22 protein-coding genes and 1 tRNA gene are annotated in these 26,217 nt (G+C 68.7%); 11 read left to right on the top strand and 12 right to left on the bottom strand.

Annotation, left to right across the window (positions count from 1 at the left end; translation table 11 throughout):
• Positions 1-91: 91 nt before the first annotated feature.
• From FK256_RS12580 to FK256_RS12560, 5 genes are all read left to right on the top strand, one after another.
• Positions 92-769, top strand: coding sequence for a uracil-DNA glycosylase (locus tag FK256_RS12580; protein WP_009232482.1), 678 nt, complete (start codon positions 92-94; stop codon positions 767-769).
• A gap of 64 nt (positions 770-833) precedes the next feature.
• Positions 834-1,490, top strand: coding sequence for a 2-C-methyl-D-erythritol 2,4-cyclodiphosphate synthase (gene ispF, locus FK256_RS12575; protein ID WP_244936427.1), 657 nt, complete (start codon positions 834-836; stop codon positions 1,488-1,490).
• 67 nt (positions 1,491-1,557) lie between these two features.
• The gene (gene cysS / locus FK256_RS12570) at positions 1,558-3,186 is read left to right on the top strand and encodes a cysteine--tRNA ligase (protein WP_141424978.1); all 1,629 of its coding nucleotides are present in this window, start codon (positions 1,558-1,560) and stop codon (positions 3,184-3,186) included.
• A gap of 98 nt (positions 3,187-3,284) precedes the next feature.
• The gene (gene rlmB / locus FK256_RS12565) at positions 3,285-4,286 is read left to right on the top strand and encodes a 23S rRNA (guanosine(2251)-2'-O)-methyltransferase RlmB (RefSeq protein WP_009232485.1); all 1,002 of its coding nucleotides are present in this window, start codon (positions 3,285-3,287) and stop codon (positions 4,284-4,286) included.
• Positions 4,287-4,388: 102 nt separating this feature from the next.
• A complete protein-coding gene (locus FK256_RS12560) occupies positions 4,389-5,630 on the top strand; it encodes a hypothetical protein (RefSeq protein WP_009232486.1) in 1,242 nt (413 codons plus the stop codon).
• Between the two features lie 66 nt (positions 5,631-5,696).
• Here FK256_RS12560 and FK256_RS12555 read toward each other — a convergent pair whose 3' ends face one another.
• The 3 genes from FK256_RS12555 to FK256_RS12545 form a co-directional block, all read right to left on the bottom strand.
• A complete protein-coding gene (locus FK256_RS12555) occupies positions 5,697-6,218 on the bottom strand; it encodes a hypothetical protein (RefSeq protein ID WP_244936425.1) in 522 nt (173 codons plus the stop codon).
• Positions 6,219-6,368: 150 nt separating this feature from the next.
• Positions 6,369-7,742, bottom strand: a complete 1,374-nt coding sequence (locus FK256_RS12550) for a DUF4032 domain-containing protein (protein WP_141424977.1) — start codon at positions 7,740-7,742, stop codon at positions 6,369-6,371.
• A 258-nt stretch (positions 7,743-8,000) separates the two neighbouring features.
• A complete protein-coding gene (locus tag FK256_RS12545) occupies positions 8,001-9,128 on the bottom strand; it encodes an ABC transporter ATP-binding protein (protein WP_009232489.1) in 1,128 nt (375 codons plus the stop codon).
• Between the two features lie 481 nt (positions 9,129-9,609).
• Here FK256_RS12545 and FK256_RS12540 point away from each other — a divergent pair, with 481 nt between their 5' ends.
• The 4 genes from FK256_RS12540 (at position 9,610) to FK256_RS12525 (ending at position 14,346) form a co-directional block, all read left to right on the top strand.
• Positions 9,610-11,664 (top strand): serine/threonine protein kinase, encoded by a 2,055-nt coding sequence (locus FK256_RS12540; RefSeq protein ID WP_039893289.1) that lies wholly within the window; start codon positions 9,610-9,612, stop codon positions 11,662-11,664.
• Positions 11,665-11,866: 202 nt separating this feature from the next.
• On the top strand, positions 11,867-12,814 hold the full coding sequence (locus FK256_RS12535; protein WP_141424976.1) for a DsbA family protein: 948 nt from the start codon (positions 11,867-11,869) through the stop codon (positions 12,812-12,814).
• Between the two features lie 135 nt (positions 12,815-12,949).
• A tRNA-Thr gene (locus FK256_RS12530) sits at positions 12,950-13,025 on the top strand.
• Between the two features lie 79 nt (positions 13,026-13,104).
• Positions 13,105-14,346 carry a methyltransferase domain-containing protein gene (locus tag FK256_RS12525; protein WP_009232492.1) on the top strand — a complete coding sequence of 414 codons (1,242 nt, stop codon included), beginning with the start codon at positions 13,105-13,107 and terminating at the stop codon, positions 14,344-14,346.
• A gap of 38 nt (positions 14,347-14,384) precedes the next feature.
• Here the strand turns inward: FK256_RS12525 and FK256_RS12520 are convergent, their stop codons facing one another.
• Entirely contained in the window at positions 14,385-15,749 is a 1,365-nt protein-coding gene (locus FK256_RS12520) for a PAS domain-containing protein (protein WP_141424975.1), read from the bottom strand.
• A 302-nt stretch (positions 15,750-16,051) separates the two neighbouring features.
• Here FK256_RS12520 and FK256_RS12515 point away from each other — a divergent pair, with 302 nt between their 5' ends.
• Complete coding sequence (locus FK256_RS12515) at positions 16,052-17,425, top strand: serpin family protein (RefSeq protein WP_141424974.1); 1,374 nt, start codon at positions 16,052-16,054, stop codon at positions 17,423-17,425.
• Between the two features lie 158 nt (positions 17,426-17,583).
• Positions 17,584-18,030 carry a GNAT family N-acetyltransferase gene (locus FK256_RS12510; RefSeq protein ID WP_021605900.1) on the top strand — a complete coding sequence of 149 codons (447 nt, stop codon included), beginning with the start codon at positions 17,584-17,586 and terminating at the stop codon, positions 18,028-18,030.
• A 99-nt stretch (positions 18,031-18,129) separates the two neighbouring features.
• On the opposite strand, the gene FK256_RS12505 is transcribed toward FK256_RS12510, so the two are convergent.
• From FK256_RS12505 to FK256_RS12470, 8 genes are all read right to left on the bottom strand, one after another.
• On the bottom strand, positions 18,130-18,972 hold the full coding sequence (locus FK256_RS12505) for an HAD-IIB family hydrolase (protein WP_141424973.1): 843 nt from the start codon (positions 18,970-18,972) through the stop codon (positions 18,130-18,132).
• A gap of 63 nt (positions 18,973-19,035) precedes the next feature.
• Positions 19,036-19,632, bottom strand: coding sequence for a hypothetical protein (locus tag FK256_RS12500; protein WP_141424972.1), 597 nt, complete (start codon positions 19,630-19,632; stop codon positions 19,036-19,038).
• Positions 19,629-20,408 carry an HAD-IIB family hydrolase gene (locus tag FK256_RS12495; protein ID WP_141424971.1) on the bottom strand — a complete coding sequence of 260 codons (780 nt, stop codon included), beginning with the start codon at positions 20,406-20,408 and terminating at the stop codon, positions 19,629-19,631. Before FK256_RS12495 ends, FK256_RS12500 begins: the two co-directional genes overlap by 4 nt.
• Before the next feature lie 239 nt (positions 20,409-20,647).
• Positions 20,648-21,502: a PTS system mannose/fructose/sorbose family transporter subunit IID gene (locus FK256_RS12490; RefSeq protein ID WP_021605904.1), complete on the bottom strand. Its 855-nt coding sequence runs from the start codon at positions 21,500-21,502 to the stop codon at positions 20,648-20,650.
• Positions 21,503-21,520: 18 nt separating this feature from the next.
• The gene (locus FK256_RS12485; protein WP_021605905.1) at positions 21,521-22,453 is read right to left on the bottom strand and encodes a PTS mannose/fructose/sorbose transporter subunit IIC; all 933 of its coding nucleotides are present in this window, start codon (positions 22,451-22,453) and stop codon (positions 21,521-21,523) included.
• Positions 22,454-22,579: 126 nt separating this feature from the next.
• A complete protein-coding gene (locus FK256_RS12480; protein ID WP_021605906.1) occupies positions 22,580-23,071 on the bottom strand; it encodes a PTS sugar transporter subunit IIB in 492 nt (163 codons plus the stop codon).
• Positions 23,071-23,511, bottom strand: a complete 441-nt coding sequence (locus FK256_RS12475; RefSeq protein ID WP_009232502.1) for a PTS sugar transporter subunit IIA — start codon at positions 23,509-23,511, stop codon at positions 23,071-23,073. Before FK256_RS12475 ends, FK256_RS12480 begins: the two co-directional genes overlap by 1 nt.
• Positions 23,512-23,813: 302 nt before the next feature.
• On the bottom strand, positions 23,814-26,015 hold the full coding sequence (locus FK256_RS12470) for an NAD(+) synthase (protein WP_141425013.1): 2,202 nt from the start codon (positions 26,013-26,015) through the stop codon (positions 23,814-23,816).
• Positions 26,016-26,217 lie beyond the last annotated feature (202 nt).

The raw sequence follows: 26,217 nt of genomic DNA, 5'->3' as shown, positions 1-26,217 counted from the left end.
CGGGTATTGATCGCCACGTCCGGCTCACATAACCGCGGTCCGGCCGGACAAGATCCTGCAAGCACCGGCAGCGGGCCATTAGGCTCGCAGTGTGACGACCGCCAAGCCCCTGTCAGAGCTCATCGACCCCTCCTGGGCGCGCGCCCTGGCGCCCGTGGAGCCCACGATCCATGAGATCGGGGAGCGGCTGCGCAAGGAGGTGGCCTCCGGCGCCGGGTATCTGCCGGCGGGAACGGACGTGCTGCGGGCCTTCACCTACCCGATGGATGACGTGCGCATCCTCATCGTCGGCCAGGACCCCTACCCCACCCCGGGACATCCCATGGGGCTGAGCTTCTCGGTGGCCCCTGGCGTACGGCCCCCGCGCAGCCTGGAGAACATCTTCCGCGAGCTGGTCAGCGACCTGGGCGTGCCCCGGCCGACGTCGGGGGACCTCACACCGTGGTGCGAGCAGGGCGTCATGCTGCTCAACCGGGTTCTCACCGTTCGGCCCGGGGCGCCGGCCTCGCACAAGGGCTGGGGCTGGGAGAAGGTAACGCAGTGCGCGATCGAGGCCCTGGTTCAGCGCGGCGGCCCGCTGGTGGCGATCCTGTGGGGACGGCCGGCGCAGTCCCTGACCCCCATGCTGGGGCAGACGCCGATCATCGCCTCGCCGCATCCTTCCCCGCTGTCCGCCTCGCGCGGGTTCTTCGGTTCGCGCCCCTTCAGCCGCGCCAACACGATCCTCACCGAGATGGGGGCCTCCCCCGTGGACTGGCGCCTACCCTGACACATCGCTTACTCCACGTGGTTCGGGGCGTGCTGGCCGGGAACCATCTGGTAGACACGGGCCCATGTCTGATCACCAGCCAGAACAGCTTCCGCACCGGGTCTCCCGGCACGCGGCCGCCGCCGACGACCCCGCCTCGTCGCCCGCCCCCCGCTCCCGGGCGCGCCATGCCGCCGGCCCGGCCACGATCGAGCTGGACAAGATCGCCCAGTACTTGCCCCGCACCGGCATCGGCACCGACGTCCACGCTTTCGCCGCCCCCGATTCGGACGGCTCGGCCGTCCCCATGCGCCTGGCCTGCCTGGAGTGGCCCGGGGAGGTGGGCCTGGTCGGCCACTCCGACGGCGACGTCGTCGCCCACGCCTGCTGCGACGCCCTGTTCTCCGCCGCCGGCCTGGGCGACATGGGCTCGAACTTCGGCACCGCCGAGCCGCAGTGGAAGGGCGCCTCCGGGGCCGCCCTCCTGGGCGAGGCCGCCCGCCGCGTGCGTGAGGCCGGCTTCGAGATCGGCAATATCGCCGTCCAGCTCGTGGGCGAGCGCCCGCGTGTGGCCGCCCGCGCCGCCGAGGCCTCCCAAGCTCTGTCGGAGGCCGCCTCAGCCCGGGTTTCCTTCACCGCGACCACCACCGACCATCTGGGTTTTCCAGGTCGTGGCGAGGGACTGCTCGCCATCGCCACTGCCCTGGTCTACCCGACGCCCTGGGACGCCGGCCGCGATTGATCCGTCGGGCACGAGGACGCAAAGATTCAATGGGCACCGCAGGCAGGCGGCCAGGTAGCCTGTCTCCGTGAGCACCACACCCACTGAGCCCTTGAAGTCCGCCGCCTCACAGTCCCCGACGTCGACCCCGGCGCCCTCGGCGCCCGTAAGCGCACCCGGTGAACCGGCTCTGCGCCTGTATGACTCCACCGCCCGGGCGGTCCTGCCGCTGGCCCCCACGGCCACACCCGGCCTGGTGACGATCTACCTGTGCGGTGCCACTGTCCAGGGCTCGCCCCACATCGGCCATATGCGCAGCGGCATCGCCTTCGACGTCCTGCGCCGCTGGCTGGAGCGCGGCGGTCAGGAGGTCCGCCTCATCCGCAATGTCACGGACATCGACGACAAGATCCTCATCAAGTCGGCCGCGGCCGAGCCGCCGGTGCCGTGGTGGGCCTGGGCTCAGCGCTTCGAGCGGGAGTTCGACGCCGCCTACCGGGCTCTGGGCGTGGCGGCCCCCACCTATGAGCCTCGCGCCACCGGCCACATCCCCGAGATGATCGACCTGGTCCAGCGCCTGCTGGACGCCGGCCACGCCTACATCGGCGAGTCCGGCAACGTCTACTACGACGTGCGCTCGCTGCCCGGCTACGGGTCCCTCACCAACCAGCGTCTGGAGGACCTGGCCACCACCGAGGACGAGTCCCAGCTGGACGACGACGTCGAGGCCGACAAGCACGACCCGCGCGACTTCGCCCTGTGGAAGGCAGCCAAGCCCTCCGAACCGGCCGACGCCGCCTGGGACGCCCCCTGGGGCCGGGGCCGGCCCGGCTGGCACCTGGAGTGCTCGGCTATGTCGCGCCGCTACCTGGGTGAGACCTTCGACATCCACGGCGGCGGCATCGACCTGCGCTTCCCGCACCACGAGAACGAGCAGGCCCAGTCCCACGGCGCCGGCTGGGGCTTCGCACGCCATTGGGTCCACAACGCCTGGGTGACCATCAAGGGCGAGAAGATGAGCAAGTCGCTGGGCAACTCCCTGGTGGTGGCCGAGCTGCTTAAGCGCTATGACGCCGCCGTGCTGCGCCTTGCCCTGGGCACCGTCCACCACCGCTCCACCGTGGAGTTCTCCGAGGAGACCCTGGCCGACGCCGAGGCCCTGTGGGAGCGCCTGTCCGGTGCGATCCTGCGGGCCTACGAGCTCTCCGGCGCCCCGTCCGACGACGGAGGACTGAACCCCGTCGACGCCCCCGCTGAGCAGGTGCGCACCCGACCGCTGCCGGCCGAGTTCACGGCCGCCATGGACGAGGACCTCAACCTGGCCGGCGCCATGGCGGTCGTCCACGCCACCCTCAAGGCACTCAACGTGGCCCTCGCTAATGCGGAGGCCAGCCCGGACAGAGGTGAGGACGTCGGCTCCGACCCGCACGGGGCTGTGATCGGCTTGGCCCTGGACCTGCGCGCCCAGCTCGACGTCCTGGGCCTGGACCCGCTGGCCGAGCCCTGGCGCACCCACGTGCTCGACGGCGTCGGCTCCTCCCAGGGCGGCGCCGCCATGGAGACCCTCGACCGGCTCATCCAGGACGACCTCGACGAGCGGGCCCGGGCCCGCTCCGCCAAGGACTGGTCTCGTGCCGACGCCCTGCGGGACAAGCTCACCCGGGCCGGCGTCGTCGTCGAGGACTCCCCCTCGGGGGCCCGCTGGCACCTGGCCTGAGCGCCAGCCCGCACGCCGACGGCTACACCGTCCGCCGGCTCACGGCATACTTCTCTTCTCCGCACGCATATCAACACCATCACGAACAGGAGGCCCGGATGCCCGGCAACGAGCAGTACCCCGGCGCCAAGCGCCGCCCCGGCTCGAAGAAGGGCCCCACGAAGGGCTCCGGCGGCCAGCGTCGCAAGGGGCTGGAGGGCAGGGGACCCACCCCGCGCGCGGAGAACCGTGTCGGCCATCCCAAGGCGCGGGCCAAGGCCCGGGCCGAGGCCCGCGCCGCCCAGCCCACACGGGCCAAGCAGCTCGAGAAGCTCAAGCGCCGCTTCGAGGTGCCCGAGGGCCACGAGATCCTGTGCGGGCGTAACGCGGTGGCCGAGGCCGCCCGCGCCTCGGTGCCCATCACGAGGGTCTTCATGGCGGTCTCCGCCCAGTCCGATGAGCGCCTGGGCGCCGTCGTGCGCCGCGCCGCCCTGCTGGGCGCACCGGTGCTGGAGACCACCAAGCTGGACCTGGACGCCCTGACCGACTCCGCCGCCCACCAGGGCGTGGCCATTGAGGTGCCGGCCTACGAGTACACCACCGCCCGCGATCTGCTGGAGCGCGCCCGCTCGCTGGGCCGCACGCCGCTGCTCGTAGCCCTGGACCAGGTGACCGACCCCCACAACCTCGGCGCGGTCCTGCGCAGCGCCGGCGCCTTCGGTGCCGACGGCGTCATCATCCCCGAGCGTCGCTCGGTCGGCGTCAACGCCACCGTCTGGAAGGTCTCCGCCGGCGCCGCCGCCCGGGTGCGCGTGGCCCGCGAGACGAACCTCGTGCGCATCCTGGGGCAATTGAAGAAAGAGGGCTGCTTCGTCGTCGGCTTGGACGGGGCGGGCAGTACCGACATCGAGGATCTCACCTTGGCCGATTCCCCCCTGGTGCTGGTCACCGGCGCGGAGGGCGCGGGCCTGTCCCGCCTGGTGCGCGAAACCTGTGACGTGCTGGCATCGGTGCCGATCAGCCGCAGCGTGGAATCCCTCAACGCCGCCGTGGCCACGGGCATTAGTCTCTACGAGGTCGACCGTCTGCGGCGCCGGGCCGCCGCCGGAAGCGCCTCCTGAGCCGGCCGATTCGGCTGTTAGCACCCGGCTTCACTGAAACACTCCCCCATGATGGCCCCGTTGCTGACACAATGGGCCCCATCCGATCCACAGGAGGTCCCCATGGCTCAGGACGCTTCGCAGCGCTGGAACCGCACCGACGGCGTACTCATCGCGCCGGGCACGACGCCGGAGGCCGTCGCCGACGCCTTCGCCGCGCGCGGGGTGGTCGTGCGCCTGGAGTGGTTCCCGGCCACCACCCACCTGCTCAGCCTCACCCTCATGACCGACGTCGAGGGCCGGGTCGCGGTGACACCGCCCTCGCGCGGGGGCGTCGTGCCCGGGCCGCGCGTCAGTGAACTCGTGGAGTCCCTGGCCCGGGAGTTCACCGCCGATGTCGCCGTGGGCCCGGCCACCTTCAACGCCCTGCCCGACGACGTCGAGCTGCCCGTGGTCTCCCACCACGGCTCGGCCAGCGCCCACACCGTGGTGGTCTCCCCGATGAGCGCCTACATGGTGCCCCTGCAGGCCACGCTGCTGGAGCGTCCGCTGGCGGTGGCCTCGGCGCCGAGCCTGGACCGCCGCATCGTCATGTACTCCGGTGAGGGCACGGACCTGGGTACCTTCGGCTGGGACGAGGAGTCCCTGCCGGCGCTGGTGCTGACCTCTGACGCCGAGGACATGTCGATCCGCGCCATCCCCACCGGAGACCCCGAGGACGACGCCGTCTTCTCCTGGGGGATGACGTCGCGCTACGTGTGGGGCGGGGTCGAGGAGCCCGGACCTGCCCTGAAGTCCCTGGTCGACGAGCTCCTGGCGGACCTGACCGACGCCTCGGGGATCGTTGACGCCGTGCCGGGTGCGGACCTGGAGGCCGCGACCGCCGCCATCGTCCAGCCCGGCGTCGATGGTTTCGCCGCCATGCTTCAGGCTCTGGGCCTGCCCGATTGGGTGCTGGAGGTCCTCACCGGCCGTCTGGCCCCGGTGGAGGTTCCCGGCGTCGTCGTGCATGAGCCGCGCGGGCTGTCCAACGCCGTGGGCCGCAGCGTGGGCCTGCTGCTGGCCGATCCCTCCACCCCAGGTTCGGCCTTCTGGCAGGGCTATGTGCGCACCGTGACGGACAAACCCTGGGCGGTGCGAGGCGCCGCGCTCGTGGAGGCGGGTCTGGGTGGCGCACTGCTGGGGGCCGCTGTGCGCCGTCGCCGCTCGACCGGGAGCCTTCCGGGCGGGATAGCGGCAGTGGGCGCCTTCCTGCTGGTGGACGCCATCACCGAGGTGTCGCTGGCCTCCTGGACGCGTCACCGCGAGCTGCGCCGCCGCGCCGATGAGGAGATGGCCCTGGTCGCCGAGGAGCTCGGCGCCTGAGGACCACGCGAGGGCGACCCGCCGAGAAGCACCCGGAGTCAACCGGTTCCCACATTCCCAGACGGTTCAGGACCAGAGCGACAAAGCGAACGAGATCGCCAGCGCCGCCACCACCATGCCAAGAGCAACGACGACTATGTACTTCATTTCGTCGATAGTTCTCTGCTCGGAGGGCGAGCGTCCCTCGAGCTTCTGGAAAGTCAGCGATCCCGGGTTGCGCCTGAAAGTGGAGTACCGATAGAACACCGGCACCGTCTGGCCGGTATGCACCACGAAGTCGAGTCGTGGCATCGAATCGTAGAATAGCCGGCCGAAGTTCGGCGCAAGGACAACCTGCGCCAGCCCCGGCGGGACGGCTATCTTGGTGGATTGGCCCGGAGACAGGCGGAACTGCCGGCCGTTGATCGTGAAGGGCACCGTCATGTTCAGCAGGGGCGATACGGAGGGGTCGAAGTGCAGGTCGATGAAGGCGCTGTTCTCCGGTGTCGCCCCCGGCAGGGCGTGAAAATCGGGACTGTCCCCGGTCATGTCTCTCAAGCAGCCCTTCTTATCGCCCCAGTTTCCCGAGAGCCAGGCTATCAACCGCACGGGCACCATCATGGCCCCGGACGCGCGTTCGTAGCCCGAGGCTCGAACTCCGAACCTGCACTGCCGTAGGCGGGCCGGAAGGTAGAAGGCGAGGGCTCGCACGGTTGTGGACAACGCCCGCACCAACCCGGCGCCCTACCGGCGTCCCCTTTACTCCCCCTTGAACTTCATGCCGGCGGTGAATCCGTAGGGGTTGGCCTCGTAGTCGGCCAGCGTCTGCTCGTCGCGGGCCGCGAATTCGGCGTCGTCGTCGGGCAGCGGCTCCTCAACGTCGTCGAAGGAGACCGCCTCCATCTCTTGGGTGTCCCCTACCCCGAGGTAGGCCCGCTCGTCGCGGTGCTGGGGCAGCACCGTGGCCACGTAGTCATCCACCGCTTCCTGGGTGGTGACGTAGCGGTTCTGCGCCTCGGACATGTACCAGCGGTGCTCGAGGATCTCGTGGAAGATCTCCGCCGGTTCGAGCTTGCGGCGCATCTCGATGGGGACCGAGTGGATGGTGGGCTCGAAGACCTCCGCCAGCCAGGCGTGGGCCACGATTTCGATGGGGTCGTCGCTGCGCCCGGACATGGCCCGGTAGGCCTCCAGGTCGTTGAGCATGCGCTGGCCCTGGCGCTCCTGAACGTCCAGTCCGGTCAGCCGCATGATCTGCCGGTGGTAGTGGCCGGCGTCGACGACTTTGGGCTGGATGGTGATGTGCCGGCCCTGGGAGTCGGTGTTCATGGTCAGCTCGGCGACGTCGTAGCCCATCTCGTTGAGCCTCTGGACCCGGCGGCGCAGGCGCCAGCGCTCGTCCATGGAGAAGGACTCCTCGGCGGTGAGGACCTCCCACAGCTCGGTGTAGCGGCTGACGATCCGGTCCCCGACCTCGATGGTGTCCACGCTCGGTTCCAGTAGGGCACCGGCCTGCAGGTCCATGAGTTCGCCGATGATATTGGTGCGGGCGATATCGATGTCGTAGAGGCGCTTGCCCTCGGTGAGCCCCTCAGTGTGGAGCTCACCGGTCTCGGCGTCCACGAGATAGGCGGCGAAGGCACCGGCATCGCGGCGGAAGAGGGTATTGGACAGGGACACGTCCCCCCAGTAGAAACCCAGCAGGTGCAGGCGCACCAGGAGGACGGCGAGGGCGTCGATGAGGCGAGTCGCGGTCTCGGGACGCATGTACTGGCTGAACAGGGCCCTGTAGGGCAGGGAGTAGGACAGGTGCTCGGTGATGAGCACCGAGTTGAGTTCCTCACCGCTCAAGCTGCGCCGGCCGGTGATAACCGCCGTCGGCTGCACGCAGGGCGCCCCCAGCCGCACCAGGTCGCGCAGGAGCTCGTACTCGCGATGCGCCACGGACTCGCCGATCTCCTTGACCGCGATCACGCGCTCGGAGAGGTTGACGAAGCGCACGATGTGGCGGGATAGACCGCGGGGCAGCGCGGCGAGGACCTCGGCGGGCCACTCCTCCAACGCCGTCTCCCAAGGGAGGTCAAGCAGCGCCGGGTCGATCGTCGCTGCCGTGATCTTCATGGACTGGGGCATATCTTCATTCTTCCAGGACAGAGGCCTCTTCGCCGTTCAAGGCGTGAGCTGCGGCCCACACCCTTCAGGGGCCTCGAGGAGGATCCGGATCTTACCGCACGGTAGTCGCATCCGGGCCGTCCGACGACGACGCGGTCCCACTCCCCGGCCGCACACTGCACTCAATCCGATCCCCCCAACGGGTCCGACCCCCGCCTCGATGAGAACGACGGCGGCGCCGCCCCGCAGAGGGGAACGGCGCCGTCATCGTCAGCATTCTCAGGAAGGCAGGCGCTTGCCTGTGGAGGCGGAGAAGATGTGCTCCTGACCGGGGCGGATCCGCACGTAGACGGTCTCACCCGGCTCGGGGGCGGTACGCGGGGGCACGCGCACAATGATCTGGCTGGAGTCCTCACCGGAGCCGAGCTTGGCCTCGGATTCCTCAGCACCCACGAGCTCGCCGTAGATGTAGGCGTCGGAGCCCAGCTCCTCGACGAAGGACAGGCGCACCGGGATGGAGTGCTCGTCCTGGGCGGAGACGACGTCGAGCGACTCGGGCCGGAACCCGATGGTCACCTTGCCGCCGTCCTCAGAGGTGATGGCGTCCAGAGTCGCCTTGGACAGCTGGATCTTGGCAGCGCCGACGGTGGCGACGTCGCCCTTGACCGTGAACTGCCCCAGGTTCATGGCCGGCGATCCGATGAAGCCGGCGACGAACTCGTTGGCGGGGTGGTCGTACATCTCACGCGGAGTCCCGACCTGCTGGAGCACGCCGTCCTTGAGGACCGCGATGCGGTCGCCCATGGTGAGGGCCTCGGTCTGGTCGTGGGTGACGTAGACCGTAGTAACGCCCAGCGAGCGCTGGAGCGAGGCGATCTGGGTGCGGGTCTGGACACGGAGCTTGGCGTCCAGGTTGGACAGCGGCTCGTCCATGAGGAAGACCTTGGGCTTGCGCACGATGGCGCGGCCCATGGCCACACGCTGACGCTGACCTCCGGAGAGCGCCTTGGGCTTGCGGTCCAGGTACTCAGTCAGACCCAGGATCTTGGCTGCTTCGCGCACGCGCTTGTCGATCTCGGCCTTGGGGGTGCCCGCGATCTTCAGGGCGAAGCCCATGTTGTCGTGGACGGTCATGTGCGGGTAGAGCGCGTAGTTCTGGAAGACCATGGCGATGTCACGGTCCTTGGGCTGAACGTCGGTGACGTCGCGGTCACCAATGAGGATGCGACCGGCGTTGACGTCCTCCAGGCCCGCGAGCATGCGCAGAGAGGTGGACTTACCGCAGCCGGAGGGGCCAACGAGCACGAGAAACTCGCCATCGGCGATCTCGAGGTTGAGAGCGTCAACACTGGGGCGGTCATTGCCCGGGTAAATTCGCGTGGCGTTCTCGAAAGTAACAGTTGCCATGGGTGGTGCTTCCCTTCACCGGCAGGTACGTGCCGGACGATCCGTCGTGAAAGGTGCCGATGCGTGTCCGCATTGACACGTACCGCGGTCGGTCATTCGACCGTGGACGGGTTCATACTGACACACCCTTCACGGTTTGGCCAGCGATTCATAGCAATCTTTCAGGGTGATCTTTTCCGGAAATGGCGACGAAAGGACGCCACCTGGTCGACGAAACCCCGACAGAACCTCGGCCGGCCGGCCGGGGAGGTGCCGGCGTCGACCGACGCGCCCACCCATCGCCCCCGATGCCGCTCGCCCGCCCGTATCGACACTCCGGTCGGTGTAGACCTCCCCATCCCCTCCACCGACAGCGGGCCGCCCGACCGCCGGGAATAGGCGCCAGCGCTGGCTTTTCCCCGCGATATGGCCCACAGTCGGGCGAACAGCCCCACAGGTGAGGGGCACCCACGAGCTGAAACAGCCCGGTACTGTGGGGACCATGACGCAGAACATCGACGCGCACCCGGGCGAACCGGTCACCCTGAGCAAATTGCGCGCTGGAACCCTGGTGGGGGGTTACCGGCTTCTGCGTCGTCTGGGCGCCGGAGGAATGGGCGTGGTGTGGGAGGCCGCCGACGAGGGCGGCCGCCACGTGGCCATGAAGATCCTCCATCCCCAGATCGCCGCGGACCCCACGGCCCGGCGCCGCCTGGACCGCGAGGCCAGCGTCCTAGCCCGGGTGAGGGACACGCGCGTGGCCCGCATCCTGGACATCGAGACCGGGGACGGCTCCCTGGGCATCACCTTCGTCATCACCGAGCTCGTCGAGGGCCCCACCCTCCAGCACGAGGTGGAGCACGAGGGCGTCTACGACCTGACCACCGACGCCCGAGACCTGGCCGATCTGGCTCACGGACTGGTCGACTCGCTGCGCGCGGTCCACTCCGCCGGCGTCATCCACCGCGACCTCAAGCCCTCCAACGTCATGCTCAGCGCCCAGGGCCCGGTTCTTATCGACTTCGGCATCGCCCAGGTGGCCGACGACGTCCGGCTCACTCAGACCGGTCAGGTCACCGGTACGCCCGGTTTCATTCCCCCGGAGATGCTCGACGGCGGGGAACCGACCCCCGACGTCGACTGGTACGCCTGCGCGGGCGTGCTCCTGTTCACCGTCACCGGACTGGCGCCCTTCGGTTCAGGGGCGTGGCAGGTGGTCTTCCGCCGCGTCTACGCGGGCACCCCGGAACTGGGTGACCTGGAACAGGAGAACCCGGCCCTGGCGCGGGCCTTCACAGCGGCGCTCGCCCCGGAGGTCGAGAACCGACTGGGCCCGGATGGCCTGCTGGAGGTGCTCGATGAGATCGCCGAGGGCGGCACCGGTCAGGAGGCCGTCGACCGGCTCCTGGGCGCGGAGGGGGAAGAGGCGGAGGCCGATGACGAATCGGCCGAGTCGGAGACGAATACGAGCACCTACATCCCGGGCTACGGCATCGCTCCGACCGGCTACGGCATTCAGCAGAGCGCCGGCAGTGCGTCCTCGGCCTCTCCGGCCGCCTACGGCAGCCCCGTCTCGGCGGGCTCCGCCGCTGACGGCGGATACGGCTACATGACGGCGCCGTCGGCGTCCTCGGCCGCTTCGGTTCAGCCCCCGCCCGCCATTCCACCGCGGTCGTGGTACCGGAACGGCTCCCCGATGCCGACGGGCCCGGCGCAGTCGATGCAGTACGGAGTCGGAAGCCCCGCTCCCATGGCGTCGTCGGGGGCCTATCCACGGCCCGCGCCATCCGGGCAGGTACCGATGTTCCCCTACTCGGGGTACCACCCGACGACGGCTCAACCCGGCTACTCCCAGGTCGCCGCCCGCCCAGCGGCAGGGGCGATGACGGGGCCGATGATGACCGGCGCCCAACCGGTTCGGGCTCAGCGTTCGGCTGTCCCCGCCCGCGCCGGAGAGCTGCCCGAGTGGGCGCAGGAGCCGCAGCGGCGCCCGCTGATGCTCCTGATCCTCGGGTTCACGCTGTCCACCGTGGGGATCATAAGACCGGGGTGGACCGCCATCCTCGCCTCAATTCTGACCCTGGTGGCCGGCACCGTCGGCCGGGCCCAGGACGCCCGGCGCTGGAACCGGCTTCAGCGCGGCTCCACCTCGCCGGCCGACACCTCTCTCATGTGGGCGGCGACGCCGTGGTACCTGCTGCGCTCGCTGTTCTCAACTGGTTTCGCCGCTCTCCTCGCCTTTAGCGTGAGCATGCTCTACTTCTATCTCGTGGGCCGGAACTTCGTCGATATCACCACGGATACCACCTACTCCGTAACCGTCACCAGCACGCTCTCCTTGCTCTTCATGTCGACCGAAGCCCTTTATCTCCTGACCCTGTGGCTGATCCCCTGGGGGGCTCCCACGCGTCGCGGAGGGGCGCACATCGCCAACATGATCGCGACCAATCCCCTGCGCCGAAACAGCATCTGCACGAGCCTCATGCTCATCGGCCTCTTCACCTTCGTCCTGTGCGCCATGGGATTGGCTCCTTCCCCCTCTCTCAGCCCCTTCTAAGCCCCTCAGGCCGACGCGGCAGCGGGGCGCTCAGGGCCGGACCGGCCCCGCAACGACCGATGCGTCACAATCCGCTGGCGGCAGACGTCAGGCGTGGTTTCCAACAGGTTCGTCGGGCAGAATGACACTGATATGGCTATGACTCGTTGATGATTCATCTTCTTCGTCGTCCGCTTGCCCACGCACCACAAGGAGCACCGAGTTGTCCACTAACCAGCCCCGCCCGTCCAAGGCCCAGCGCCGTGAGGCCGCACGTCTCAAGGCCAAGGAGCTGCGAGAGGCAGAGGCCCGCCGTGCGCGCCGCAACACGATCGCCCGCCGCAGCTTCATCGGAGGCGCGGGAGTGGCCGCGGCCGGCGGCCTGGGCTACCTGGGTTATCTGGCGGTCAACCGGAACAAGAAGGAGTTCCCGGCCGCGGGCAAGGGCCTGGCCACCAAGAAGGCGGACCAGAGCGGTGTCCCCAAGCAGGTCCTGGCAGACGCCTCCTGGACCTACGGGGAGGGCAACAAACTCGACACCATTACCGCCTCCGCGCCCGTTCTGGACATCTACTTCGACTACTCCTGCTCGCACTGCGCCCAGTTCGAGGGCACTCACACCCAGGAGATCAACCAGCTCCTGAGCGATAAGAAGATCACCCTGGCCCTTCACCCCTGCAAGCTCCTCGACCAGGAGTGGACCAGCGTGGTCATGAACGCCATGGGCGTGGTGCTCGACGAGGCCCCGGCGCAATCGCTGAGCTTCCACGGCGCCGCCTTCGAGATCTTCTCCCAGTTCATACAGACCAAGAACCAGAGCAACATGAGCGTCGAGGGTCTGGTCGCCGCCGCCAACAAGGTGAATGTTCCCGCCGAGGTATCCGCCAAATTCAAGGCCGCCATCGACTCCAACAAGTACAAGAACTGGGTCGCACTCGGAGACAAGGCCTTCGCCGACAGGGGCCTCCAGGCCACCCCGTCCGTCTTCTTCAAGGGTGAGAAAGTCGACCTGAACAAGCTGCAGTCGTCGACGGCCCTGACCGAGCTCGTCACCGGCACCACGCCGACGGCGCAACCTTCCCAGCAGCCCTCCCAGCAGCCGGCCGAACAACCGGCCGAGCAGCCCGCTGAGCAGCAAGGGGCCGAGGAGGGCACGGCGGAGCAGGGCTGAGCCGAACGCACGTCTCGCACGGGTCCCGTACGATTCCTCCCGACACCGGAGCAGGCTCGCACTCGTCGGTTTCCCGCCCCGGGTCGGTCTGTGCCAGACTATCCCCCGCACCTGCGGCCGCCTCGCCGGCCGTACGCCGCTTTAGCTCAGTTGGTAGAGCAGCTGTCTTGTAAACAGCAGGTCGTCGGTTCGAGTCCGACAAGCGGCTCCACTCATCGGCCGCAGCCGTCCAGGTCCTGACGCCGCCATCGTCTCGCGGACCGGCATCGAGCTCACCACCGGGAGGGGACATGTCGGTGATCGCGCCGCAGGCGCCGCCGTGCGCGCTCCACGACTCCGGTACCTGCCGCTCCTGCCCTCACCTGTCCCTGCCGCCGCTAAGCCAGCTGGCCGCCAAGCAGTCGCGCGTCTCCTCCCTGCTGGCCGAGCACGTCCCCGCCGACCGATGGGAACCGCCGGTCGGAAGTGCTCCGGAGCACTTCCGCAACAAGGCGAAGATGGCGGTGGCCGGGACCGCCGCCCGCCCCACTTTGGGAATCCTCGACGGCACCGGCCACGGTGTCGACCTGCGCACCTGCCCGCTGCACGTGCCGGCGATCGGGGCGGCCCTGCCGGTCCTGGCAGATCTCATCACCGACCTGGACCTGCGCCCCTACGACGTGCCCGCGCGCCGCGGCGAGCTCAAGCACGTCCTGGTGACCGCCTCGCCCGACGACGACCTCATGGTGCGTTTCGTTCTACGTTCCCGGCGCCACCTGGACCAGCTGCGCGCTGCGATGACCGACTTGCGCCGCCGCCTGCCTCAACTGGCGGTGGTCGGAGTCAATATCCAGGGCATCCATCAGGCGGTCATCGAGGGCCCCGAGGAGATCGTCCTGACCGCTGAGGACCGGCTCCTCATGCGACTGAGTCTGCCGTCGTCGGAATCGGGCGCCCCGTCCGGGCAGCGGCACCCCGACGACGTCGAGCTGCCGCTCTACCTGCCCACCCGTTCCTTCTTCCAGACGAATACGGCGGTGGCCGAGGCGCTCTACGCCACCGCCCGAGCCTGGGCCCGGGAGTCCGAGCCGGCCCGGGTATGGGACCTGTTCTGCGGCGTCGGAGGATTCGCCCTGGCCCTGGCCGCGCCCGGCCGCCGGATCCTGGGGGTGGAGGTCTCGGCCCCGGCCATCACCGGGGCGCGCGATGCCGCCGCCCTCATGGGGCTGGATCCTGCGCTCGTGCGCTTCGAGGCCGGTGACGCCCGCGTCCTGGACCCGGCCGCACCGGGCGGCAGCGCCTCGGGGGTGTCCGGGGTGGAGCGGCCGGACCTGCTCGTAGTCAACCCGCCCCGACGCGGGATCGGGGAGCAGCTGGCCACTCGGATCGAGGCCTCAGGTGTGGAACGCGTGCTCTACTCCTCCTGCAACCCCCGCACATTGACGGCGGATCTGGCACACCTGCCCTCGATGCGCGTGGTGCGGGCCCGCCTGTTCGACATGTTCCCTCACACCGACCACGCCGAGGTGCTCGTCGAGCTGGTCCGCAGCTAGCTCGCGTCGACGCGCCCCGAGGGGGCTGTGGCAGCCGGCTACTCGAGCTCGTCCAGGGCGGCGCGCACGTCGGCCAGGCAGGTGTTGATGGCTTCGGCCTCGTAGGGGACCTCCAGATCGCGCACACGCACGGCCAGGTCGGCCAGATCCCGGGCCTCGGCGAAGCCCTGGTCGACCAGAGCGCGCGCGGCGGCCACGGAGTCGGCCCGCCCGGCGCCGGCGGCCGCGGCCGCCTCCATCAGTTCCAGGATTGGGCCCTGAATGACGCCGAGGTCCTCGGCCACGAGGTCCAGCTCGCCGCCCACTAGCTCGCGGCGCGCATCCAGGAGGGCCACGCGCTCGGTCAGGGCGTCGGCGCCGTCGCCCAGCGCCGTGCACAGCTCCTTGAGGCTGCCGACGGCGTCGTAGGCGTCAACCTCGTCCTCACCCTCGATGATCTGGAGGGCGAAGAGCCCGGCCGCCAGGTTGTGCAGGCGGGCCAGGGCGACGCGGAAGCTTGCCGAGTCCAGGTCTCCGCGCAGCTCCTCGATCTGACTGCGCAGCGGGTGAAGCTGCTCGCAGCACTCCAGAACCAGGGCGTCGACCTGCTGACAGCGCTCGGCGACGTCGTCGGCCCGCTGTCCCTGCCCGAGGACCGCGACATCCGCGCTGACGGCCCGCATGGCCTCGCGCAGGGCGCCCAGGCGGACCGAGAGGGCCCCGATCTCACCGGCCCGCTTCCCCAGGAGGTCGACGAGCCGCTGCCCCTCCTTGAGGATGCTGACGAGCCCGGCGGTCTCGGACTCGATACGGCTCATGGCGGCCAGGATCCGGGCAACGGGGCCGCTGGCCTGCGGACTGTCGGGGATGCCGACACCGTGGGCCAGGAGCTCGCCGACCTCGGCGACCAGCACCCGGCGGGTGAAGTCGATGGTGTCGGCGTAGCCCAGGGCCCGCAGTTCGGCCAGGAGGGCGGCCTGCCCCGCCGCGGCCGCCTCCCGGCGCGTCGAGCCGGCCGCGGCCGAGGCCTCCTCGACCTCGCGGACCCGGGCGTAGGCGGCCTCGACGTCGTCGCGCAGGTCGGTGAGCATCGGCAGCGTGCGCACGGACAGGTAGCCGGATCCGGAGGGAACGATCGTGGCGAAAACGCGGTAGCGGCCGTCGTCGGAGGAGCGGTTGGTGATGTAGGCGCTGGCGGCCCATCCCTCCTCGATGGCTTCCCAGATGCTGCGGAACAGGCCCGCGGGCATGTCCGCGTGCCGGACGACGTTGTGGGCACGTCCCACCAGGGCGCCGCGTGGATAGCCGGACAGGCGCATGAAGGTGGAGTTGGCGCGGCGGATGCGACCGTGGGAGTCCGTGGTGGAGAAGAAGAGCTCGTCGGCGGCGAAGACGTGCTCGACGGGAGCGGCGGACTCGACCATGAGTAACCTTCCTGGGGGCGGAGGCAGGACGCGGGAAGATGTGTCAGCACCTGCGGGCCCATCGTAGGACCTTAGTCGGAAGCCTACTCGCGACCGACGTCCGGGGCGGCCGATTCAGGCGGGGCGACGCATCACAGTGGATCCGGCCGAGCCCTGTCGATCGCACGGTCGTGGATAACGGTAGGACGATGCTCGGAAGGCAGCTGGTCGGCAGTAAGCCGGCGCGCGATCGGGGATGTTTCCCCATGCCGTGTCGCCACCAATGCCCTGACAGCCCCCGGAGACATCCCTAGCCTGTCCCTATGGCCCCGTTCCCGCCCGCGAACCCGCCCGAGTTCGACCATCACGGTCCGTCCCGCCGTCACCTGCTGACGCTGGCCGCACTCGTCCCCGCGGTCGCGGCACTGCTGGGGTCGTGCTCGTCGGCATCCGGGAAGGCGCTGACCTCCAAGACCGCTCATGAGACGGTGGCACCCTCCGAGGTCGCCTCGCAGGTGACCACTGCGGCCTCCGCCTGCGACCAGCTCGGCGGTCGGCTCCTGGCCCACTACCTCAAGGAGGCTGCGGATACCACGGCGATGGCCTCCCCGCTCAGCCTCGCCTTCGTCATGGCGATCCTGGCCGATGGTGCCACGGACGCCGCCGCCCAGGGCTATGACGCGCTTCTGGGACTCTCGGACGAGGAGAGGGACCGCGCCTGGTCGGCCATCCAGAACTCCCTGAACCGCTACGACCGCGACCTCAAGGGCTTCGACCCCGACAAGATCCCGGACAAGCCGCTCGTCCACCTGGCCAACCACGTCCTCATCGCCGAGAGGAAGGACCTCCAAGTCAAGCAGTCCTACCTCGATACGGTCCTGCGCTGGTTCTCCGCCGAAATCGAGCAGATCAACGTGAACTCGATGCAGAAGAACCTCGACGCCTGGGCCTCGCGCAACACGGCCGGCCTCATCCCGAAAAGCGGCATCAATGTCACGAGCGACACCCGTCTGGTGGTGCAGAACGCCCTGCTCTTCGCAGCCCAATGGGCCTCTCCCTTCAAGGCCGAGGACACGTCACCGAAGAACTTCGCGCTCGCCGACGGCAAGACCATCAAGGCCGATCTGATGCACGACACCCGTTCCATCCCCTACACCACCGGGCAGGGCTGGGCGGCCGTGCGCCTGAACTACTCCGGCGGGGGGAGTAACGCCGACGGTTCCCCCGAGGACTCCCAGCTCGCCCTCGACGTCGTCCTGCCCGACTCCGGGAACCTGCCCTCTTCCATGGACGCCGGGACCTGGGCGGCAGCATCGGACGCGCTCGACTCCGCCACAACCCGAGAGGTCAAACTGGCCCTGCCCAAGCTGGACCTCACCTCCCAGCCCAAAGAGCTCCTCGAATTCCTGAAGGAGCAGGGGCTCAAGCCCGAGGGCCTGGACAAGATCGCGCCCGGGCTCACGCTGGCGCACGTGGTCCAGCAGGTGCGCCTCATCCTGGACGAGGAGGGCACGGTTGCGGCAGCCCTGAGCGAGGGCGAGGTGGCGGTCATGGCGGCGCCAGAGCCGGACAAGCCGATCGAGTTCACGGTAGATCACCCCTACGTGCTGCGATTGCGGGATCTGACCAGCGGCACCGCGCTGGTGGAGGCCGCCGTCATGGATCCCACAGTCAAGACCATCGGCGCCTCGACCTGACCGCGACGCAGGGCGTCCGATACGAATCTTCCGGCCGGTGGGGCCGCTTCACCACCCAGAGCTCCTCAAGGCGGTAGGCTCCTAGGCTGACAGGAAGCCGTTGCGGGGGTGCCCCGTCTCGGTCCGCCGCCTCTTTTCAACCAGCAGGAGAACTCCTCATGACCGTCGAGCTCGTCACCGCCTCCAGCCCGGAGATCGTCGAGGCCATGGAGCGCCTCATCCCGCAGCTCTCCCGCAGCGCCCCGGCGCTGAGCGCCGAGCAGTGCGAGGCCTTCATCGCCCAGGAGGGGGTCTTCCTCTTCGTCTTCCGCCCCGAGGCCGACGCCGGCCGGAACGCCCCGATCCTAGGCATGCTCACGCTGGCGACCTTCACGATCCCCACGGGCCTGCGCGCCTGGGTGGAGGACGTCGTCGTCGACAGCGAGGCCCGCGGCCAGGGCGCCGGCCAGGCCCTCGTGGAGGCCGCCGTCGAGTACGCCGGGAAGATGGGGGCACGTACCGTGGACCTCACCTCGCGTCCTTCACGCGAGGCCGCCAACCGCCTCTACCGCCGCGCCGGCTTCGAGCTGCGGGAGACCAACGTCTACCGCTATGCCCAGGCCTGAGCGGCCCCCACGGCCCCTTCCCACCACCACACTTCGACAAAATCTTCACAGACGACACGGCTCCGCGTCATTTGTGAAGATTTTGTCGATGTGCGGGGCCTAGGCGGTCGGTCGTCCCATGAGGGAGTCGATGAGGTCGGCCAGGCTGGAGACCGTGCCATCGCACTGCTCCACCACCTCCGGCGGCGACCACGGTAGGGCGTAGGCGTGGTCGGCGGCCTGGTGCATGGTGATGTCGTTCCAGGAGTCCCCGATGGACCAGGTCTCAATGGGCTCGGCCGGTTCTGAAACGCCGGCGGAGTCACTGGCAACGTCACCGGCAGGGTCCTGGGCAGGCGGTTCGCTGAGGCTCGCCACCAGCTGCCTGAGGCCCGCACCCTTGGAGGCGGAGGCGGAAACGACGTCGATGAAGTCCTGGTTGCGGAATCCCACCGCCTGCCCGTCCCAGCGCCGGCGCAGGTAGGTCTCGGTGCGGGAGGCCATCTCCGGGTCGGTGAAGCGCATCGGCACGCCGATGACCTCGCGCCCGTCCAGGTCGCGCCGGGTCGCCGGGCGGAACAGGGTGAGCAGATCGGATCCGGAGCCGATCGTGTCGTAGATGAGCAGATCCTCGTCCAACCCGGTTGTGAACACGGCGACGCCCGGAGCCCCTTCGACGAAATCGAGGATGTCCTCGACGACGCCGGGCGGCAGGGCCGTCGAACGGCGCACCCTGATGTCCTCGTCCACAATGACGGCGCCCGTGTAGAGGATGGCATTGTCGAACTCCAGGCCCATAGGCACCACGACGTGCTCCAGCGCCGAGACCGACCTGCCCGTATTGATGACCAGAAGGTTGCCCGCAGCCCGCCACCGGGCCATGGCCTCGCGGTCGCGCAGCGGAATCGTCCCGTTGAAGACGATGGTGCCATCCAGGTCGGTGGAGATGAGCCTGCGTGGCATAGGGAGTCCTTTCAGTTGGGGTGCTGCCGGGTTTCGGCGGTCTCGGAGGCGTCGGGGAGCCACCTAGGAGGCATCGGCAGACTCATTCTCCTCATCCGTGGCGGCCACGTCAGCAGACTCAGTCTCCTGGTCTGCGGACTTGCGGCGAGCCTTCTTCTCCGCCTTGCGGGCCTTCTTGGCCTGCTTCTTGTCCTCACGTTGCTGGCGCTCGCGGGCCCACTGCGCATAGTTCTCCAGGAGCGAGCGGGAGTCGGGGGTGAGGATCTTGTTGTCCTCGAGCAGGCCCTCGGCGCGCAGGATCATGAATTGCAGGTACTCGGGGTTGCGGGTGAGTCCGTACTGCTTCTTGGCCTCCTCCAGGTCGGAGACATCGCGGCGCACCTGGCGCTCGATCATGACCCGTCCGCCCATGAGGAAGATGGCCACGATGAGGGCCAAGATCGAACCGATCCCCCGGGTGAAGGGGTAGAGGACGCAGGCGATGACCATGAGCCAGGTGACGTACTTGCCCATGGAGTGGGTGTAGCCGCGCCAGCGCCCGTCATCCCCGGTGGCCCAGGTGCGGATCTTGGCGGGCCCGTCGGGGTCTCCGCCACTGAACCAGTCGCGTACCCGGGTGCCGAGCGGCTTCTTGCCCTCGACCTTACCGTTCTCACTCATGCGTGGTCGCCTTCCAGGATCGTGTCGATGAGCTCGGCCATGGAGCCCACGGTCGTCTCGCAGGTGGCCGTGACCTCCGGCGGGGACCAGGGCAGGGCGACGGCGTGGTCGGCGACGGCGTGCATGTCCAGGTCGTTCCAGGAGTCGCCGATGGTCCACACCTCGACCTCCCGCCCCGACAGGGGCCCGCCCAGGAGGGCTCGCAGGCCCGCGCCCTTGGTGGCGCCGGCGGGCACGAAGTCGAGGAACTCCTGGTTGCGGTGGCAGTCCAGGACACCCTCCCAGCACCGGGAGATCTCCTCCTGGAGACGCGTGCGCAGGGCATCGTCCGTGACGCGCAGGGGTACGCCAATGAAACGGTGGGAGTCCATCTCCTCCAGGGTCATGTTCTCGAAGACCGCCAGGATCGGAGAGATCTCGTCGTTGTTGTCAGCCAGGATGTAATCGGTCTCGATGGTGGTGACGTAGGTGGTCACCCCCGGCAGGTCGACGGTGCGTATGGCCACGTCGCGGGCGACGCCGTCGGGCAGGTAGCGGGCCGAGAGGACCTGATAGTCGCCGTCGATGAGGACCGCTCCGGTGAAGACAACGCCGTAGTCGAAATCGACGCCCAGGGGCGCAAGGACGTCGCGGGTGGCGAAGGAGGACTTGCCGGTGTCGATGGCCAGGAGGTTGCCGGCGCTCCGCCAGCGGGCCATGGCCTCGCGGTCGGCCGGGGAGACGGAGCGATCGAAGACAATGGTGGCGTCCAGGTCGGTGACGAGGAGTCGGGTCACGCTGGTTCCTTGCTGCTGGAGGGGGCGGAGGGCGCTAGCGGTCGGGGAGAGTGGCAGAGAGCTGGGAGACGGCGTCGGACGGTCACAATGGGGCACTAATGGCGTGCTGGGAAATCCGGCAGGAGCCCCGCGCATTCTACCGAGCGCGCGGAGCGGGGAGGGGACCGGAAGCAAGTCCTCCGGAACCCTCCCCGCTCCGAGGCGGATTGGGGCCAGCTCGCGGCTAGTCCTCTACGGCGTCAGAGTCCCAGGAAGCCGGTGGCGGCTCCTGCGATGCCGACGGCGAACATGCCCATGATGATCCACAGGGCGTTGATCTTCTTGTTGAGCAGCCACATGCACAGGAAGGTGAGTCCCAGCGCCGCCAGGCCTGGCAACAGTTGGTCGAGAATGGACTGAACGGTGGTGTCGGTGACGATCCCGTCGTCGTTCTTCACCGTGGAGACCACCGCCGGGAACTTGATGGTGGTCCACTTGGAGACCAGGGCGCCCATGACGAATAGACCCATGATGGCGGCCATCTGGGTGATCTTCTTGAGCTGGCCGCCGCCGACCTCGGTGACCATCTCGGTGCCGCGCTCGTAGCCGAACTTCAGGCCGTACCAGCGGGTAAGAACGCGCAGGATGTTGATGCCGACGAAGAACAGCAGCGGGCCGACGATCGATCCGTTGAGGGCCAGGGAGGCACCCAAGGCCGCCAGGACGGGGCGGGCGGTCCCCCAGAAGATGGGGTCGCCGACACCGGCCAGCGGCCCCATGAGGCCGACCTTGACCGAAGTGATCGTCTCCTCGGAGATATCCTCGCCCTTGGCCTTCTGCTCCTCCATGGCGGCGGTGACGCCGAAGACGACCGAGGAGACCCAGGGCTGGGTGTTGTAGAACTCCAGGTGCCGCTTGAGGGCGGCGGCCTCAGCGGCCTTGTCACCGCGGTAGACCTTCCGGATAGCCGGCATGAGCGTGTAGCAGAAGCCCATAGCCTGCATGCGCTCGAAGTTGAAGGAGCCGAGCAGGAAGGTGGAGCGCCAGTACATCCGACGCAGGTCGCGGGTGGTGAGCATCTTCTCCGACGTCGCCGGAGCGGTTTCAGTAGTCATCAGAGTCTTCCTTCCGGCTCAGTCGAGCTCGTCGTCGAGGTCGTCGTCCAGGTCGCTGCTGGAGCCGCCACCGGCTGCGGGCGAGGCGGCGGCGGGCAGGCGCACGGAGTCATGGAACTCGGGGTTGAGCTGGACGTAGATGACAGCCAGGCAGGCCCCCAGAATGCCCAGGGCCACGAGGGTGGCGCCGTTGGGGGCGAGGTCGATGACCCACTTGGCGATGCCCTTGCTGTGGTCTCCGATCGTGGCCTTGCCGCCGTAGGTGGTGGCGAAGGTGGCGAAGATGAAGCCCAGGAAAAAGAAGGGCATGAGCTTGCGCGCCTTCATCATGTTGATGACCATGGCGTAACCGACCACGACGATGAAGCCACCGGCGATGTTGAGCCCGTTGGTGATGACCTTCGGGATCATCTCGAGAGCATGCTTCACCGTGTCACCAGAGGCCAAAGCCGCCACAACGGCAGTCGGGATGGCCACACGCAGACCCTGAAGGCCCAGAGCCGTGAAGTGCATGACGGCGATGCCGCGGTAGTTGGCCTGCTCGGCATATCGATCCGCCTGGTGGGCGAAGAAGATGGCAATCGTTCGCACGAAGATGGTCAGGGCCTGTCCGGCGACGGCCAGCGGGACGGCAACGCCAATGGCGGCAGCGATGGCGCCCTTGGTGGAGGAGGCGTCACCCACCGAGGCGACGGCGATGACGGTGGAGACCGTGGAGGCCAGGGCGGAGTCGGGAGCCATGGCGGCGCCGACGTTCATCCAGCCCAGGGCGAGGAGCTCCAGGGACCCACCGACCATGATGCCGACGGTGGGGTTGCCCATGGCGATACCGGTCAGGGTGCAGGCGACGAGCGGGCGGTGGAACTGCCGCTCGTCCAGGACACTGGCCATACCCGCGACGAATGCCACGAGCGTGACCAGAATGATCTGGATCAGGTTGATGTCTTGCACGGTATGTCTCTCTCACGTGAGGTTTGACAGGACACCCCTCCTACTCCCGCCACCGAAGGGGCGGGATGGGAAGTGTCAGAGGGATACTCGGGGAGGGGACGCAGGCGCGTCAGAGAACGCGGGCCCTCAGAGCAGCCCCTTGTCCTTGAGAGCCCCCATGAGGTCGGAGCTCGCGGTGGAGGGCACCTGCTGGATGTACTGCTTGATGCCGCGCGAGTCGATCTCCTTGAAGGCCGCGACATCCTCGGGGCCGGCGTAGACAGCCTGGGAGACCTGGCTGGTGCCCTGCTTGAAGGTCATTCCGCCGACATTGACCTCCTTGGCCTCCACGCCCAGGTCGAGCAGACGCACGATGTCGGCCGGGGTCTCGACGACGATGACGGCCTTGAGTGCCTCGTACTTGGGGTTCTTGTAGACGCGGGCGGCCTTCTCCACGCCCAACACGTGGACCTTCACCTTGCCGCCTCCGGTCTGCAGCATGAGGGTCTTGCGCAGCTCGTCGTTAGCGGCGCCGTCGGAGACGGCGAGGATGGCCTCGGCTCCAAGGGATCCGGCCCAGTTGTTGGCGACCTGTCCGTGGACCAGGCGGGAATCGATACGCAGGAGCTTGACATCCATCAGAGCTCGTCTCCTTCATCGTCAGAAGTGGTGGTGGGTGCTGGGGTGAAGACCTCGGAGAGGACTTTGACGCCGTCGGTGGCGGACGTCCGGGCGGCCTCTACGAGCTCGGCGAGCCCGGCGCCAGCGAGGCGACGGGACAGGACCTCGATGACCATGGGCAGGTTGACACCGGTGACGACATCGGCGTCATCGCGGCCCGCGGCGAAACGGGCGGCAGCGTTATATGGGCTGCCGCCGAAGAGGTCGACGAGGATGAGGTGCTCCTGACTGGGGGACGCCTCGACCGCGGCGGTGTACTTCGCCAGCAGGTCGTCGGGCCCCTCGGAGGGGTCAAAGGTGACGGCGACGACGTCGTCACTGGGGCCGACGATCATCGCGGAGGAGGCAACGAGGCCTTCAGCCAGGTGTCCGTGAGCGGCTATGACCAGGGAAGCCATGGGCGGGAACCTTTTCCATCCGGGCTGCCGCCGAGGATTCCGTGAGGCCCGGGCAACAGCGACGTGTGTGACATGGCGACGATAGGGACGATCGACGTGATCACCACCACGTAGACGCCCACCAGTTTCACACAGAAACCCACAAAACCGACATTGCTAACACGCGTTAGCATATGCAAACCTCGATTGTGCGGCGTAAATACGCGTTTTTATTTAATCAAGGTCGAACACGGAATGCGGAAACCGGTTGATTGTGTTTTATATCACATCATAGGACGATAGTCCCCGTTCCGTCAGCGGCGTCACGTACGCGGCACGTTGCGCTCGAGCTCTGCGAGCCAGGCAGTCGCCGCGGCATCGGAGGGCATGCGCCAGTCCCCGCGAGGCGACAACGAGCCGCCGGCCACCACCTTGGGGCCATTAGGCAGGGTCGAGCGCTTGAACTGGTTGGTGAAGAAACGTCGGTGGAACAGCTCGAGCCAGTGGCGGATCTCGGAAAGATCGTAGGCGACCCGCTCCGCCTGGGGCAGGCCCTCGGGCCAATCCCCGGCAGTAGCGTCCGACCAGGCCTGGTGCGCCAGGAAGGCGATGCGACTGGGACGCGCCCCTCGGCGCAGCACGTGCCACAGGGTGAAGTCCTGCAGGGCGTAGGGCCCGATCTTGGCCTGGGTGGACTGGATGGCACCACCGGCTCCGGCCGGGACCAGCTCGGGGCTGATCTCGGTGTCCAGGATGGACAGCAGCGTGCGCCCGACGACGTCGTCGAACAGGCGCTCGGCGACCACCCAACGGATGAGGTGCTGGATGAGGGTCTTGGGAATACCGGCGTTGACGCCGTAGTGGGCCATCTGGTCGCCCACCCCGAAGGTGCACCAGCCCAGGGCCAGCTCGGAGAGGTCGCCCGTGCCCAGGACGATGCCGCCGCGGTGGTTGGCGATGCGGAAGAGGAAGTCGGTGCGCAGGCCCGCCTGAACGTTCTCGAAGGTGACGTCGTAGAGGTCCCGCTCACTGATGCCGTCGGGGAGGTCGCCGGTGCGGGCGTACTCGCCGTAGGGGTGGCCCATCTCGGTGAGCATCTGGGTGGCCGTCGCCCGGATGTCGAGCTCCTCGAAGGTGCAGCCCAGGCCGACGGCGAGGTCCTCGGCGTTGCGGCGCGTGCCGGCGCTCGTGGCGAAGCCGGGCATGGTGATGGCATGGATGTCCGAGCGCGGTCGGCCCAAGCGGTCCATGGCGCGGGCGGCGACGATGAGGGCGTGGGTCGAGTCCAGGCCGCCGCTGACGCCGATGACGATCTTGGGGTTGCCGATGGCCCCCAGGCGCTGGACCAGGGCGGCCACCTGGATGTTGTAGGCCTCGTAGCAGTCCTGAGCGAGGCGGGCCGGGTCGTCGGGCACGAACGGGAAGCGGTCCACGCGGCGGCGCAGGCCGATGTCCGTGCGCGGGGCCGTCAGCTCGGCGCCGCCGATCCTGATCCGCCGGAAGGCCGCCGGGTCGGTGAAGGTGGTGGCCGCGGCTGGGGAGCCTGCGACCGAGGAGCTCAGGGTGCGGGCGTTATCGGCGAAGGTCCCCTGGCGCAGGCGCTCGGCGCGCATGCCCTCGACGTCGACGTCGACGACCGTGGCGCGCGGCCCGTCCGGGAAGCGCTCGGTGGATCCGAGCAGCTCGCCGTTCTCGTAGACGAGGGTCTGGCCGTCCCAGGCCAGGTCCGTGGAGGATTCGCCCTGCCCGGCGGCGGCGTAGACATAGGCGGCCAGGCCCCGGGCCGACGACGATCGGGCCAACAGCTCGCGGTCCTCGGCCCGCCCCACGGTGATGGGAGAGCCGGAGATGTTGACCAGGACCGTCGCCCCGGCCAGAGCCGCAAGCGACGAGGGCGGGACGGGCACCCACATGTCCTCGCAGACCTCGACGTGGAAGGTCAGGCCGGGGACATCGTCGACCTCGAACAGGAGATTGGGCCCGAAGGGGACCCGGGATGCCGGCCTGCCGGGTACAGCAGCGGCATCGGAACCAGAGTCGTTGGAGCCGTTGCACACGCCGGGCAGCTCAATGGTCTCCACCCCGGCGGGCAGGGCGTCGCCGGGGGCGAAGTGCCGTTTCTCGTAGAACTCCCGGTAGGTGGGCAGGTAGGACTTGGGGGCGACGCCGCGCACGCGCCCGCCCTGGATGACCAGGGCGCAGTTGTAGAGACGATCGCCCAGGCGCACGGGCGCACCGACGACGAGGGCAGGCAGGAGGTCGGTGCTGGCGGCGCGCAGGGTCTCAATGGCGGCGAGGACGTCGGACAGAAGCACATCGGACAGGAGGAGGTCGTCGATGGCGTAGCCGGTCAGACACAGCTCGGGGAAGGCGGCCAGGCAAACGCCGTCGTCGCCCAGAGACCGGGCCTGCTCGATGATGGCAGCGGCGTTGGCGGCCGGGTCGACGGGCACCACGGGCAGGGTGACGGCGGCGACGCGGGCGAAGCCCTGGTCGTAGGCAGAGTGAAACTCGATGTCGGTCATAGCGTCGGTCACAGCGTCAGTCGCAGTGTCATTCACGGCTTTGGTCACGGGCCGATCCTCCCATCGACGGCGCCTTCCTGCGAGACCGCCGCTCCTCAGGACGACCCGCGAGTCGGCCCGCTGCATCGTGTCCACAACTCGTCCTTGTCGGCACGGGCGGAGACATCCTGCGCGTACGGACACGGTGGGGTCAGGTGGTGTT

The sequence above is a fragment of the Actinomyces johnsonii genome (genome assembly GCF_006546835.1).
GTDB classification, from domain to species: domain Bacteria; phylum Actinomycetota; class Actinomycetes; order Actinomycetales; family Actinomycetaceae; genus Actinomyces; species Actinomyces johnsonii.
This window is presented reverse-complemented; position numbering and strand designations above follow the sequence as displayed.

Bases quoted from the DNA above. Each gene is read 5' to 3' on its own strand.
- ispF (WP_244936427.1), top strand. From the start codon at position 834: ATGTCTGATCACCAGCCAGAACAGCTTCCGCACCGGGTCTCCCGGCAC.
- rlmB (WP_009232485.1), top strand. From the start codon at position 3,285: ATGCCCGGCAACGAGCAGTACCCCGGCGCCAAGCGCCGCCCCGGCTCG.
- FK256_RS12560 (WP_009232486.1), top strand. From the start codon at position 4,389: ATGGCTCAGGACGCTTCGCAGCGCTGGAACCGCACCGACGGCGTACTC.
- FK256_RS12550 (WP_141424977.1), bottom strand. From the start codon at position 7,742: ATGCCCCAGTCCATGAAGATCACGGCAGCGACGATCGACCCGGCGCTG.
- FK256_RS12545 (WP_009232489.1), bottom strand. From the start codon at position 9,128: ATGGCAACTGTTACTTTCGAGAACGCCACGCGAATTTACCCGGGCAAT.
- FK256_RS12540 (WP_039893289.1), top strand. From the start codon at position 9,610: ATGACGCAGAACATCGACGCGCACCCGGGCGAACCGGTCACCCTGAGC.
- FK256_RS12525 (WP_009232492.1), top strand. From the start codon at position 13,105: ATGTCGGTGATCGCGCCGCAGGCGCCGCCGTGCGCGCTCCACGACTCC.
- FK256_RS12520 (WP_141424975.1), bottom strand. From the start codon at position 15,749: ATGGTCGAGTCCGCCGCTCCCGTCGAGCACGTCTTCGCCGCCGACGAG.
- FK256_RS12515 (WP_141424974.1), top strand. From the start codon at position 16,052: ATGGCCCCGTTCCCGCCCGCGAACCCGCCCGAGTTCGACCATCACGGT.
- FK256_RS12510 (WP_021605900.1), top strand. From the start codon at position 17,584: ATGACCGTCGAGCTCGTCACCGCCTCCAGCCCGGAGATCGTCGAGGCC.
- FK256_RS12505 (WP_141424973.1), bottom strand. From the start codon at position 18,972: ATGCCACGCAGGCTCATCTCCACCGACCTGGATGGCACCATCGTCTTC.
- FK256_RS12500 (WP_141424972.1), bottom strand. From the start codon at position 19,632: ATGAGTGAGAACGGTAAGGTCGAGGGCAAGAAGCCGCTCGGCACCCGG.
- FK256_RS12490 (WP_021605904.1), bottom strand. From the start codon at position 21,502: ATGACTACTGAAACCGCTCCGGCGACGTCGGAGAAGATGCTCACCACC.
- FK256_RS12480 (WP_021605906.1), bottom strand. From the start codon at position 23,071: ATGGATGTCAAGCTCCTGCGTATCGATTCCCGCCTGGTCCACGGACAG.
- FK256_RS12475 (WP_009232502.1), bottom strand. From the start codon at position 23,511: ATGGCTTCCCTGGTCATAGCCGCTCACGGACACCTGGCTGAAGGCCTC.
- FK256_RS12470 (WP_141425013.1), bottom strand. From the start codon at position 26,015: ATGACCGACATCGAGTTTCACTCTGCCTACGACCAGGGCTTCGCCCGC.